General features: G+C 64.4%; 1 protein-coding gene and 2 pseudogenes. All 3 read left to right on the forward strand.

The window, feature by feature from the left end:
• Positions 1-5: 5 nt before the first annotated feature.
• Positions 6-3,104: an amino acid adenylation domain-containing protein gene (locus KW840_RS24445; protein WP_218498062.1), complete on the forward strand. Its 3,099-nt coding sequence runs from the start codon at positions 6-8 to the stop codon at positions 3,102-3,104.
• A gap of 83 nt (positions 3,105-3,187) precedes the next feature.
• A pseudogene (locus tag KW840_RS29070) lies at positions 3,188-10,585 on the forward strand (amino acid adenylation domain-containing protein); the annotation flags it as partial.
• Between the two features lie 147 nt (positions 10,586-10,732).
• A pseudogene (locus tag KW840_RS29075) lies at positions 10,733-14,905 on the forward strand (amino acid adenylation domain-containing protein); the annotation flags it as partial.
• Positions 14,906-14,928 lie beyond the last annotated feature (23 nt).

Raw genomic sequence — 14,928 nt, forward strand, 5'->3', positions numbered from 1 at the left:
CCGACATGAACACCACCGCCCTCGAACCTTCGGTAGACGTATTCCAGACTTCGGCCCAGCAGGCCTTTTATTTGCGGGCCCAGGAGCTGGGCGCACGGCCGCTGTTCGCCGCCCTGACGTTGCCGCTCGCCCGGCCAGTGGACGCCCAGGCATTGCGCAGGGCACTGGAAACACTCAGTCAGCGCCATGAAATCCTGCGCACGCTGTACCGTCGTCTGCCGGGCATGAAGTGGCCGGTGCAGAGCCTGTGCGATGGGTTGCCGCTCACCCTGCTGGGTAACCAGCCTTCAGTGGCCGAGGCCTTGAGCCGCAGCCGTGAAGTCATGGTTGAAGATTCGAATCAGGCGCTGGTGGTGGCGCAGGTTGAAGACGAGGCAGGGCAGCAGTTCATCACTCTGCTGACCCCAGCCAGCAGCGTCGATGAAGCCTCGTTGCGTGTGCTGTCGGCCGAGCTCGCCAGCCTGTTGCGCGGTGAAACTCTGGCCGACGACGAGGACGCGCTGCAATACCTGGACTACAGCGCATGGCAGGAAGAACTGCGCGAAGAGGACATCGGCCACCAGGGCGCGGCGTTCTGGCGCAACCTGCAATCGCAGTTCGTCGTGGCTCATCGCGTGCCGTTCGAAAAAGCCGTCGAAGTCACTCTGGTTCGTCGTCAGGCAACGTTGATTGACGCCCCATGGCTTGCTGGCGTACAACGGGCCGCTGCTGGAGCAGGCGTTGAGGCAGAGCAATTGGCGCTTTTGCTGTGGACTGCATTCGTTGCACGCATCGGCCACCAGGAAAAGCTGCTGATGGGCTGGCAGGTGGAGGGGCGCAACGAGCAAACCATCGCCACCCTCGGACGTTTCGCCCGGCGTTTGCCGGTGGCCTTCGATCACCGCAGGCAGCAGACACTGGCACAAGCGCTGGTGGCGTTTGCCGCCAGCGTCGAACAGTCGCTGTCGTGGCTCGATTGCCTCAATGAATTCGAACTGAGCGCCGAAGGTACCGCGCCGCTGCGTTACGGCTTCGTCTATCAGGCCGCCATTGAAAGCGCTATCGAGGTGGACGACGGCAACCCCGAAGTCCTTCGCCTGCGTGTGCAGGGCGATCAGTTGCAGTTGTCGTGTCTTGACGGTGCGCTGCCCGAATCGATGCTGGTTGAATGGCTGGAGCAGTTTGTCGAGTTCAGTCACCAATTGCTGGGCTCGCCCGAAATGACCCTGGCTCAGGCGAATCTGGTCAATGACGCACAACTGACCCGATTGGTCGAAGGCTTCAACCCGAACGCCACCGAGCAAGCATTGCCGTTCCGCTTCCTGCAAGAACTGTTCAGCGAACAGGCGCGCCTGCATCCGCAACGCATCGCCCTGAGCGTCAACGGTCAGCGCCTGAGCTATGCCGAACTGGATGCGCGCTCCAATCAGGTGGCCAATGCCTTGCGCGGCCAAGGCGTGACCCCGGATGAAATTGTTGCGGTCTACGGCCAGCGCTCCCTGGAAATGGTCATCGCCCTGTTGGGCACGCTCAAGGCTGGCGCTGCGTACTTGCCGCTGGACCCGAACTACCCGATTGAGCGTCTGGCGTTCATGCTTGCCGATACCGGCGCGCGCCATGTGCTGGCCTGCCAAACGCTGCCGGATGCATTGCCTGGTGAGCGGATAATTTCCCTGATGCCGGGGGCCGAAGTCTGGTCCGCCGCGCAAACCCGGCCTGAGCCACAAGGCGACAGCGCCAATCTGGCCTACGTCATCTACACCTCCGGTTCCACCGGCAAACCCAAGGGCGTGATGATCAGCCATGCCAACGCCGTGGCCTCGACCCTGGCGCGCAATGCCTTTTATCGCCAGCCGCTGCGCGGGTTCCTGATGCTCTCGTCGTTCTCCTTCGACAGCTCGGTGGCCGGGGTTTTCTGGGCGTTGGGGCAGGGCGCGACCCTGTGCCTGCCGGACGAAGACAGCTACAAGGATCCGGCGCAACTGGCGGCGCTGATCCAGCGCGAAGAGATTTCCCACTACCTGACCTTGCCGTCGTACCACGCACAGATTCTCGAACACCTCGACCGCCAGGCGCTGGCCTGTGTGATCGTCGCCGGCGAAGCCTGCGGCAACGCACTGGTACAGCGACATCGCGAGGCATTGCCGGGAGTGGCTCTGGTCAACGAATACGGCCCGACCGAGGGCACCGTGTGGTGTTCGGCCTGGGAGTTGCCCCTCAGCGACGATGACGACAGCATTCCCATCGGCCAGCCGATTGCCGGCATGCGCATCCATGTGCTCGGCCCGGACCTGCAACCGGTGGCCGTGGGCGTCGAAGGCGAGTTGTATGTCGGCGGGGCCGGCATTGCCCGAGGCTATCTGCAACGAGCCACGCTGACGGCCGAGCGTTTTGTCCCCGACCTGTTCGCGAAGGCGGCGGGCCAGCGCCTGTACCGCACCGGAGACCTGGCGCGCTATCGCGCCGATGGCGTGCTGGAGTATCTGGGTCGGGTCGATCACCAGGTGAAAATCCGTGGCTTCCGCATTGAGCTGGGCGAAATCGAGTCGGCCATGCGTAACGCGCCGGGCATCGAGGACGCCGCCGTGATTGCCCGGGAAACCCCGACCGGCCCGCAACTGCTGGGCTTCGTGGTGTCCCCGGCCGACACCGCCGACATCCGCCTCAACGAATTGCGCAGCCACTTGGCCGAGGCACTGCCCGAGCACATGCAACCGGCGCGCTTGCAGGTGCTGGAGCGCTTCCCGTTGATGCCCAACGGCAAACTCAATCGCCAGGCCTTGCTCGATCTCGATGTGCGCCGCAGCGTCTTCGTGGCGCCGCGCAACGACCTGGAAAAAACCCTGGCGGCGATCTGGGCCGAAGCGCTGCACGTCGAACGCGTCGGCGTGCACGACAACTTTTTCGAACTCGGCGGGCACTCGCTGCTGGCCACGCGCATTCGTGCGCGGATTCAGGAAGAACTGAACCTGGCGATCCCGCTCAAGCTGTTTTTCGACGGTGACACTCTGGAACGCCTGGCGGCGCAGATCGAGCAGTTCCGTCAGCACAGTGAACATAAAGAAAACGATGTAGACGCCCTTGAAGCGTTGTTCGACGAAGTGGATGAGGAACACGCGCGATGAGTGCTGCACCGGACAGAATGATGACCCTGGCCCAGCGTTTCTGCGGCTTGAGCGCGGACGCCCGGCGCGCGTTGCAACAGAAGATGCATGCCCAGGGGCTGACCCTGGAACTGCTGCCGATCCCGCCACGGGACCGCGCCGTCGACACGTTGCCGGCGTCCTACGCGCAGCAGCGCTTGTGGTTCCTCTGGCAGATGCAGCCCCAGGCCACTGCCTACAACCTGACCGGTGCCTTCCGCCTGAGCGGCGAGCTCAACCCTGAGGCGCTGGCGCAAACCCTGAGCGCGCTGGTGCAGCGTCACGAAGTGCTGCGCACCACCTTCGTTTTCGACGACCGGCAAGTGCTGCAAAAGATTCACCCACGGATGGATGCGCCGCTGCTCGAAGTCAGCGCTGGCGACGAGGCCGAACTGCAGCGGCAGATCGCCCTGAACGCCGAGCAGCCGTTCGACCTGCACAACGGTCCGTTGATGCGCTGCCGCTTGATCCGCCTCGATGCGCAGCAACATGTGCTGGTGCTGACCTTCCACCACATTGTCACCGACGGCGGCTCCTTGCCGATCCTGTTGCAGGAGTTCACCCGGCTCTATGCACAACTGAGCGCCGGGCAGGCCGCGCAACTACCGGAGCCGGGCATTCAGTACGCCGACTTCGCCCGCTGGCAGCGGCTGTGGCTGGAGGCCGGCGAGGCCGATCGCCAGCTCGATTACTGGCGCGTGCAGTTGGGCCGCGAACACCCGCCACTGAACCTGCCGACCGACCGTCGTCGCCCGGCGATCCCGAGCCAGCAGGGGGCTAGCGTCGAGCTGGAAATCTCCACTGCGTTGACCGCCCAACTGCGTGATCTTGCCCGCCGCGAAGGCTGCACCCTGTTCATGGTGCTGATGGCAGCGTTACAGACACTGTTGCATCGCTACAGCGGCGAGCAGGACATTCGTGTCGGCGTGCCGATTGCCAACCGCACCCGCCAGGACGTGGAAAACCTGCTGGGCTTTTTCGTCAACACCCAGGTGTTGCGCAGCCAGCCCCGGGCCGACCAGCCGTTTGGGCAATTGCTGGCCGAGATCAAGACCGCGGCACTCGGCGCACAGGCCCATCAGGACCTGCCGTTCGAGCAACTGGTCGATGGCCTGGGCGTGGAGCGCAACCTGAGCCACACCCCGCTGTTCCAGGTGATGTTCAATCACCAGCGCGACAGTGGCGGCCTGCAACGTTGGGACCTGCCGGGGCTGAGCGTCGAACCGCTGATCTGGGATGAGAAAACCACCAAGTTCGACCTGATGCTCGACACCGTCGAGGGCGACGAGGGCATCCATACCTCGTTCGTGTATGCCACCGAGCTGTTCGACGTCTCGACCATCGAGCGTCTTGGCCGGCACTGGCTGAATCTGTTGCAGGCGATTTGCACTGACAGCACGGTTGCCTTGGCGGACCTGTGCATGCTCGACGCCTCCGAGCAGCAGGCCACATTGCTCGACTGGAATCGCACTGCCGGGTTGAACAGCGATCAGGCGAACCGGTTGTGCGCCCATCAACTGATCGAAGCCCAAGCCGCCGCGCACCCGAACAACATCGCCGTGACCTGCGACGGCGTCACCCTCACTTACGCCGAACTGAACCGACGCGCCAACCGCATCGCCCATCGCCTGCGCGAGCGCGGCGTCGGCCCCGATGTGTTGGTGGGCATTGCCCTGGAGCGTTCGCTGGAGATGGTCGTCAGCCTGTTGGCGATCCTCAAGGCCGGTGGCGCCTACGTGCCGCTGGACCCGCAATACCCGCAGGACCGCCTGGCCTACATGCTCGCCGACAGCGGCACGCGCCTGTTGCTGACCGATTCCGCGCTGTTGCCGCAGCTGCCGTTGAACGAAGGCATTGAAGTGATCTGCCTCGATCACGCCAGCGACTGGCTGCTTGAAGCCAGTGCCGACAACCTGCCGAACCTGACCGCTCCAGCGAACCTGGCCTACGTCATCTACACCTCCGGTTCCACCGGCAAACCCAAAGGCACGCTGCTGCCCCACAGCAACCTGACGCGGCTGTTCAGCGCCACCGAGCACTGGTTCGGTTTCAATGCGCAGGATGTGTGGAGCCTGTTCCACTCCTATGCCTTCGACTTTTCCGTGTGGGAAATCTTTGGCGCGCTGTTCTACGGCGGCAAGCTGGTGGTGGTGCCCCACGCGGTCAGCCGCTCCCCGGAAGACTTCGCCCGCTTGCTCAGTGATGAGGGCGTCACGGTACTCAACCAGACCCCTTCGGCCTTTCGCCAGTTGATGCCGTTCGCCTGCGCCAATGCGCCAGACATGGCCCTTCGGTATGTGGTGTTCGGTGGCGAGGCGCTGGACGTGGCCAGCCTGCGTCCGTGGTATGACGCCTTCGACGACCGGCAGCCGTTGCTGATCAATATGTACGGCATCACCGAAACCACCGTGCATGTGACCTACCGGCCGCTGTCCCGCGCCGACCTCGATGGCGCCAATAGCTCGCCGCTGGGGGAGCCGATCGGCGATCTGCGCTGGTACGTGCTCGACCCGCGCCTGAACCCGGTGGCCAAGGGCTGCGTCGGTGAGCTGTATGTCGGCGGTGCCGGCCTTGCCCGCGGTTATCACCAGCGTGCCGACCTGACCGCCACGCGGTTCGTGCCGGACCTGTTCGCCGCCGAGTCGGGCGCGCGCCTGTATCGCACTGGCGATCTGGCGCGTTATTGCGCCGATGGCAGCATCGAGTACGCCGGGCGTATCGACCATCAGGTGAAGATCCGTGGTTTCCGCATCGAACTGGGGGAAATCCAGGATCGTCTGCAAAGCCATCCGGCCATCGAGCAGGCGCTGGTCCTGGCACCGCAGGTCAATGGCAGCCCGCAATTGGTCGCGTGGTTCACCGCGAGCGGCGACGACAGCGATTTGCGCCACTCCCTGCGTGAACATTTGCAGGCCGGTTTGCCGGACTACATGGTGCCGGCGCATCTGATCAAACTCGACCAATGGCCGCTGACCGGCAACGGCAAACTCGATCGCGCTGCATTGCCCAAGCCCGACGCAACGCTGGCGCAGCAGGCCTACACGGCGCCGATGGATGAGCTGCAAACCGAGTTGGCGGCGATCTGGCAAGACGTGCTCAAGCTCGAGCGCGTAGGCATCGACGACAACTTCTTCGAACTGGGCGGCGACTCGATCATCTCGATCCAGGTGGTCAGCCGCGCGCGTCAGGCCGGGATTCGCATCACCCCGCGGGACCTGTTCCAGCACCAGACCGTGCAGAGCCTGGCGAAGGTCGCGGTACGCAGCGCCGGGTTGCTCATCGACCAGGGGCCGGTGCGTGGCGAGGTGCTGCTGACGCCGATCCAGCACTGGTTCTTCGAGCAAGACATCGAGGCCCGTCACCACTGGAACCAGTCGCTGCTGCTGGAACTGCGCGAGCCGCTGGACAGCGACAGCCTGCAACAGGCCTTGGCCGCGCTGGTAGAACATCACGACGCGTTGCGTCTGCGGTTGCGTCAGGTCGACGGCGTCTGGCAACAGGCCCAGGCCGAGCAGTGGAACAGTGCCGAGGTGCTGTGGCAGCGCCAGGCCGCCAATGCCGATGAACTGCTTGAACTGTGCAACGCCGCGCAGGCCAGCCTGAATCTGCAGGACGGCCCGCTGTTGCGTGCCTTGCTGGTGGACATGGGCGCGGCGGGCCAGCGCCTGTTGCTGGTGGTGCATCACCTGGCGGTGGACGGCGTGTCCTGGCGATTGCTGCTGGAAGATTTGCAAACCGCGTATCAACAAGTGCAGCAAGCTCAACCCCTGCGTCTGCCATCGAAAACCAGCGCCTATCAGGCCTGGGCCGCTCGCCTGCAAACTCATGCGCAAAGTGCTGCATTGGCCAGCCAAGCCAGTTACTGGCAAGACCAGTACCGCGACGTACAGGTGCAATTGCCCGCCGACAACCCCCAAGGCAGCCTGGCCAGCCAGCATGCCGTGAGCGTGGAAACGTTGCTCGACAGCACATTGACCCGCCAACTGCTGCAGGACGCCCCGGCGGCTTACCGCACCCAGGTCAACGACCTGTTGCTGACGGCACTGGCGCGGGTGTTGGGCAACTGGACCGGTCAAACTTCGACGCTGGTGAAACTGGAAGGCCATGGCCGCGAAGACCTGTTCGACGACATCGACCTGACCCGCACCCTGGGCTGGTTCACCTCGATCTTCCCGGTGAAACTCACCCCGGCGGGCGATCTGGCTGCAAGCATCAAAGCGGTCAAGGAACAGCTGCGCGCCGTGCCCGACAAAGGTATCGGCTTCGGCATCCTGCGCTATCTGGCCGACGCCGGCCTTGAGGATCTGCCGTCGCCGCAGGTCACCTTCAACTACATGGGCCAGTTCGACGCCAGTTTCGACGAACAGGCACCGTGGCGCCCGGCCCGGGAAAACGGTGGCGCCGAGCAGGGCGCATCGGCCGAACTGGACCGGGGCCTGAGCATCAACGGTCAGGTGTATGCCGGGCAATTGCGCCTGAGCTGGACTTTCAGCGGTGACGTGTTCAACCCGCAGACCGTGCAACGTCTGGCCGATGCCTACGCCCTGGAGCTGCAACAGCTGATCGAACATTGCCTGAGCGGTGCCGGCGGGTTGACCCCGAGCGACGTGCCACTGGTGCGCGTCGATCAGGCGCAGCTGGATGCCTTGCCGCTGGCGGCCAGCCAGATCGAAGACATCCTGCCGCTGTCGCCGATGCAGCAGGGCATGCTGTTTCATAGCCTGTTCGCCCCGGATGCCGGGGCCTACATCCCGCAGATGCGCGTGGATGTGCAGGGGCTCGACGTCGAGGCGTTCCGCGATGCCTGGCAGCAGACGCTGCAGCGCCATGAAGTGCTGCGCGCGGCGTTCTTCAGCGAAAGCAACGGCTCGCGGCCGTTGCAAGTGATCCTGGCCGACGCCACGCTGCCGCTGACCGTGCTCGACTGGCGCGATCAACCCCAGGTTACCGAAGCGCTGGATCGCCTGGTCGAGGACGACCGTCTGCGCGGTTTCGACCTGACATTGGCGCCGTTGCTGCGCCTGACCCTGGTGCAGACCGCCGATGACCGCCATCACCTGATCTTCACCAACCACCACATCCTGCTCGACGGCTGGAGCACTTCGCAGTTGTTCGGCGAAGTGCTGCAGCGGTATTGCGGAATCATGCCGGCGCCGAGTGTTGGCGGTTATCGCGATTACATGACTTGGTTGGGCACCCGGGATCGCGCCGCGTGCGAAGCGTTCTGGCTGGAGCAATTGCAGTCGTTCACCGAACCGACGCGACTGGCCGGCGCCTTGCCGGGGCCGGTTGCCGGGCAGGGCGATGCTCATCGCACCCTGCACCTGAGCCTGGACCGCGCGGCTACCGAGCGCCTGAGCGGGTTCGCCCGTCAGGCCCGCGTCACGCCCAACACCCTGTTGCAAGCGGCATGGCTGTTGCTGTTGCAGCGCTACACCGGGCAGCAAACAGTGGCGTTCGGCGCCACAGTGTCGGGGCGTCCAAGCGAATTGCAAGGCATCGAGCAGCAGATCGGTCTGTTCATCAACACCTTGCCGGTGATCGCCACACCGCACCCCGAGCGCACAGTCAGCCAATGGATCGATGAAGTCCAGGCGCTCAACCTCAAGTTGCGTGAAGTCGAATACACACCGCTGGCGGATGTACAGCGTTGGGCCGGTCACTCTGGCGAGGCGCTGTTCGACACGCTGCTGGTGTTCGAAAACTATCCGGTGGCCCAGGCGCTGGAGGAGGGCAATGCCAGCGCGCTGAAGTTCTCCGGCATCAGCAACCACGACCAGACCAGCTTCCCCCTGGCCATCGCCGCCGAGCTGGGTGAATGCCTGGATTTGCGTTTCAACTACGACACGGCGCTGTTCAGCGCCGAAGCCATTGAAGGCTTGAGCACACGTCTGCTGGCATTGCTCGATGCCATGGTCAGTGCGCCGCAACTGCCATTGGGGCGCTTGAACCTGCTCGATGCCGCACAAACGGCGCAGCAGATCGAGGACTTCAACCGCACCGCGCAGGCCTGGCCGGATGTGCGTCCGGTTTACCAGTGCTTCGAAGCCCTAGTGCTGCAAACCCCGGAGGCCCCGGCCCTGGTGTTTGCCGGCCAGACCCTCAGCTATCGCGAACTCAATCAACAGGCCAACCGGCTGGCGCACTACCTGCGCAGCCAGGGCGTCGGCGCCGAAGTGCTGGTGGGCATTGCCGCCGAGCGTTCGCTGGAACTGGTGATCGGCCTGCTGGCGATCATGAAGGCCGGTGGCGCCTACGTGCCGCTGGACCCGGACTACCCGCGTGAACGCCTGGAGCACATGTTCGACGACAGCGGCGTACACCTGCTGCTGACCCAGCGTCATTTGCTTGAGCAGTTGCCGATTCCGCCCGCCACCACGGCGATTTGTCTCGATGACATGGCCGGTTTGCTGGACGGCCTGAGCAACGAAAACCTGCCCTGTGTGGTCGAGCTGCAATCGCTGGCCTACATGATCTACACCTCCGGCTCCACCGGCAAACCCAAGGGCGCGGCCAACCACCATGAGGCCTTGTACAACCGCTTGGCGTGGATGCAGGGCGCGTACCCACTGGATGGGCGCGACACCGTATTGCAGAAAACCCCGTTCAGTTTCGACGTGTCGGTCTGGGAGTTTTTCTGGCCATTGATGACCGGCGCACGCCTGGCCGTGGCCGAGCCGGGTGCCCATCGCGATCCGGCGCAACTGGTCAGCCTGATCGAGCAGTACCGGGTCAGCACCCTGCATTTCGTGCCGTCGATGCTGCAGGCGTTCGTTCAGGGCGAAGGCTTCGAGCGTTGCGCCAGCCTGCGGCAGGTCATGTGCAGCGGCGAAGCCCTGTCGGCGGACTTGCAACACAGCCTGTTCCGCGTGCTGCCCAACGTTGGCCTGTACAACCTGTACGGCCCGACCGAAGCGGCCATCGACGTGACCCACTGGACTTGTGTCGACGACGGCGGCTTCAGCGTGCCGATCGGTCAGCCGATTGCCAACCTGGTGACCTACATCCTCGACGACAGCCTGCAACCGCAAGTGCAAGGTTGTGTGGGTGAGCTGTATCTGGGTGGCATCGGCCTGGCCCGTGGTTATCACAACCGTCCGGAGCTGACTGCCGAACGCTTCGTCGCCAGCCCGTTCGGTGAGCAGGGTGAGCGCCTGTACCGCACCGGCGACCTGGCGCGTTACCGCGCGGAAGGCGTGATCGAATACGTCGGGCGCATCGACCATCAAGTGAAGATCCGCGGCTTGCGCATCGAGCTGGGGGAAATCGAGGCCTGCCTGCTGGAGCATCCATCGGTGCGCGAGGCCGTGGTGATCGCCATCGACGTTGGCAAGTCCAAGCAACTGGTGGCTTACGTCACAGGTCCTGCTGCCGTTGATCCACTCAAGCAACACTTGCGCAACGCGCTGCCCGAGCACATGCAGCCGAGCCACGTGCTGTTGCTCGATCAGTTGCCGGTGACGCCCAACGGCAAGCTCGACCGCCGCGCATTGCCGCAACCGGACCTGCAAGTGCGCGAATACGTTGCGCCGCGCAGTGCCGTGGAAGCGACGCTGCAAGCCGTGTGGCAGGCGTTGTTCGAAGTGCCGCAGATTGGCATGCACGACAACTTCTTCGAACTGGGCGGCGATTCAATCGTCTCGATCCAGGCTGTCAGTCGCGCACGCAAGGCCGGGTTGAGCATTTCGCCCAAAGATGTGTTCAGCCATCCGAGCATCGCCGAACTGGCCACGGTCGCTCAACCGCTCACGGCAGATCAAGCCGTACAGACTGTGCTTGCACCGGCCGCGAACATCGAACTGAGTGACGCGCAGTATCAGGCGCTGGAACTGACAGCGGACGAAATCGAGGATGTTTATCCGCTGTCGCCGATGCAGCAGGGCATGCTGTTCCACTCGGTGCAGGACGGCGACTCGGGGCTGTACGTCAATCAGATCGAAGTAGGTGTGCGTGGCGTCGACGGTCCGCGTTTCCGCGCAGCCTGGGCGGATGCTGCCCAACGTCACGGGATTCTGCGCACCGCATTCCTCTGGGAAGGCGACAAGGAACCGCTGCAAGTGGTGCTGCGTGACGCGCCGTCACTGCTCACTGAATTGGACTGGCGCGGGCTCGATGATCAGCCTGAGCGCGTCCGCCAACTGGCCCTCGAGGAGCGCGAACGCGGCTTCTCGTTGAACCGCGCGCCGCTGTTGCGCCTATTGCTGGTGCGCCTGGAAGACGACCGCTATCGCCTGATCTGGACCTACCACCACATCCTCATGGATGGCTGGAGCGTGTCGCGCCTGATCGGTGAAGTGCTGCGCCATTACAGCGGCGAGGAGCACGAGCCGGTGGCCGCCTATCGCGACTACATCGACTGGCTCGGCCAGCAAGTCGCCGAGGCCAGCGAGGCGTTCTGGAAAGACAAACTCAGTAACCTCGAAGGCGCCACGCACCTGGCCCGCGCACTGCCGGTCAAGGCGCCGCAAACCGGTTATCACGCGATCTATACGCACCTGAGCGCCGGGCAGACCGCGGGTTTGCAGGCCTTTGCCCAGCAACAGCAAGTGACCCTCAACACCCTGGTGCAAGCCGCGTGGCTGTTGCTGTTGCAGCGCTACACCGGCCAGCGCACGGTGACGTTCGGCGCCACGGTGTCCGGGCGCCCGGAAACACTCAACGGCTCGGAGAACATGCTCGGGCTGTTCATCAACACCTTGCCGGTGGTCAACACGGTGCCGACCGAAGCCAGCGTCGGCGACTGGCTGCGGGAGATCCAGGCCTTCAACCTCGACATCCGCGACTTCCAGCAAACCCCGCTCAGTGATATCCAGCGCTGGGCCGGGCAGGGCGGGCAGTCGTTGTTCGACAGCATCATCGTGTTCGAAAACCAGCCGGTGGACCGTACCCTTCGCGAGTGGAACGGCGATTCCCTGCGCTTCGAGGACGTCTCCGATTTCGGCCTGACCAGCTTCGCCATGGACCTGATGGTCAGCCTCGACGAGGGGCTGCGCATCGAGTACATGCACCAGCGCGATCAGTTCGATCTGGCCACCGTGGAAATCCTGCGCAGCCACATGGAAAGCCTGATGCAGCGCTTGTGCGACGACGCCGGGCGTGCCGTCGGTGAGCTGGGCCTGCTGACCCTGGACGAAGGCCGGGCGCTGGACGGCGAACTGCCGGTGGTGGCTGAGGGTGACGAGACGCCGGTGCACGAACTGATCCGTCAGCGTGCGCGACTGCAACCGGATCACACGGCGCTGGTGCTCAGTTATGCCGATCGCGACGCCGAGCAGTTGAGTTATGCCGAGCTGGACCGTCGCTCCGATACCCTGGCAGTGCATCTGCTGGAGCAAGGCGTGCAGGCCGAAGACGTGATCGGTGTGTTCATGGAGCGCTCGCTGGAGCTGGTGGTGTCGCTGTTGGCGGTGATGAAATGCGGTGCGGCCTACGTGCCGCTGGACCCGCAATACCCACAGGAACGCCTGCGTTACATGATGGCCGACAGCGACATGCGCTTGTTGCTGACCCAGGAGCGTCTGTGCGATAGCGCGCAACTCAATCCGGGCACGGCGATGGTCGCAGTGGATCGCTTGAACCTCGACGTCGATGTGGCGGTGCCATCGAGTTCCGTGCACGCCGAGCAACTGGCCTACCTGATCTACACCTCGGGCTCCACCGGCAAGCCGAAAAGCGTCGCCGTCGCCCACGGGCCTTTGAGCATGCACGTGCAAGCCATCGCCGAGCTGTACGAGATGGACCCGGACAATCGCGAGCTGCATTTCATGTCGTTCGCCTTCGACGGCGCCCATGAACGCTGGATCACCGCGCTGATCAGCGGCTCGACCCTGGTGATCCGCGATAACACCTTGTGGACCGCCGAACAGACCTTGGCCGTGCTGCACCGCCAGCGCATCAGCGTCGCGTGCTTCCCGCCGGCCTATCTGCTGCAACTGGCCGAACACGCCGAATTGCAGGGCGGCGATCCACCGCCGGTGCGCATCTATTGCTTCGGTGGCGACGCGGTGCCGGACGCCACGTTCGAGCGGGTCAAGCACACGCTCAAGCCGCAGTTCCTGGTCAACGGCTATGGGCCGACGGAAACCGTGGTCACGCCGCTGCTGTGGAAAATCGCCGCCGACGGCCACTGCCAGGCGATGTATGCGCCGATTGGCCAACGTGTCGGCAGCCGCAGCCTGCACGTACTGGACATGGACCTCAACCCGCTGCCGGTGGGCATGGTCGGCGAGCTGTACATCGGCGGACGGGGTGTCGCGCGTGGCTACCATCGTCACCCGTGGCAGAGCGCCGAGCGCTTCGTTGCCGATCCGTTCAGCACCGAAGGCGGGCGCCTGTACCGCACCGGCGACCTGGTGCGCCGTCGCGAGGATGGCGTGTTCGATTACGTCGGGCGTATCGACCACCAGGTCAAGGTGCGCGGCTTCCGCATCGAACTGGGTGAAATCGAAGCCCGCCTGCGCGAGCAGGCAGGGGTCAATGATGCGCTGGTGGTGGTGCGTGACAACGGTCAGGGGCCGCAATTGGTGGGCTATGTGGTGGCGGCGCAAGACGATGGCCTCGGCCCGCGTTGCCAGGCGGCATTGCGCGAGAGCCTGCCCGACTACATGGTGCCGACCCAGGTCGTGGTGCTGCCGCGTTTCCCGTTGACCCCCAACGGCAAGCTCGACCGCAAGGCCTTGCCGGACCCGGCCTTCACCGGCCGTGACTACGTGGCGCCGCGCACGCCTCTGGAATGGGCGCTGGCGGATATCTGGCAACAGGTGCTGGGCATCGAGAAGGTTGGCATTACCGACAACTTCTTCGAGTTGGGCGGCGATTCGCTGCGCACCCTCAAGGTGATCTCGAAAGTGCGCGCCCTGAACGAGCCGGGCTTCCAGCTCAAGCTGCGGGACATGATGGCCAAGCCGACGATTGCCGGGTTGTCCGGTGTCGATGAACAGCCGCTGCGACAGAGTCCGCAACCGCTGTTGCTGCTAAACCAGGTGGTGAATGATCAGCCGCCGCTGTTCTGCCTGCACGCCGGTTTCGGCACGGTGTTCGACTACGAGCCGTTGGCCCGACGCCTGGATGGCGAGCGCACGGTGTACGGCGTGCAATGCCGGATGCTGCTCGACCGGCAGTGGCACGACAGCTCGCTTGCGCAGATGGCCCAGGATTACGTAGAGGCGATCCGCGCCCGGCAACCCCAGGGGCCGTACCACGTGCTGGGCTGGTCGCTGGGCGGGGCGTTGGCGTTGATGGTGAGTGACTTGTTCGAACAGCAGGGCCAGCGAGTGGCGTTTGTCGGCCTGGTGGACAGCTTTGTGCCGACCCAGGTCAACGCCGTCGCCAGCCCGGATGAGTGGCGCGCGGATCTGGCCGAGTTCCTCGGTGCAACCTTGGGCATGGATGGCGAGGTGATTGCCCGGGTGTTGAGTACCGAGTCGACGGGGGACCACGAGGCAGTGGCGCGGATCATTCGTGCGGTGATCGACAGCGAAAGCGATCAGGCCAGCGGCTACGCGCTGCTCGGTGCCGATGAGATGGCCCAGACGTTCATGGTCAGCACGCGGTTGAAGGCGCTGTCGCGGCAGGTCGAGACCTTGCCGATTCCGCAGGCCGAGCTGCATTGCTGGTGGGCCGATGGCAACCCGACGGCCGAACGCGCGACCCTGGAGCGTCAGCAACCACGGCTGCGCAAGGTGCAAACGGTAACGGCCGGCCACTTCGATATCCTGCAGCAGGAGGAGTGCCTGGACGCCGTGGTGGCGGAGCTTGGCCGGGAGGTGGTGCCGCTGGTCTAAACCGTTCATTCGTGGTCAGGCCC

Origin of the sequence: Pseudomonas sp. PDM30 (assembly GCF_019218985.1) — a bacterium.
GTDB lineage: Bacteria > Pseudomonadota > Gammaproteobacteria > Pseudomonadales > Pseudomonadaceae > Aquipseudomonas > Aquipseudomonas jessenii.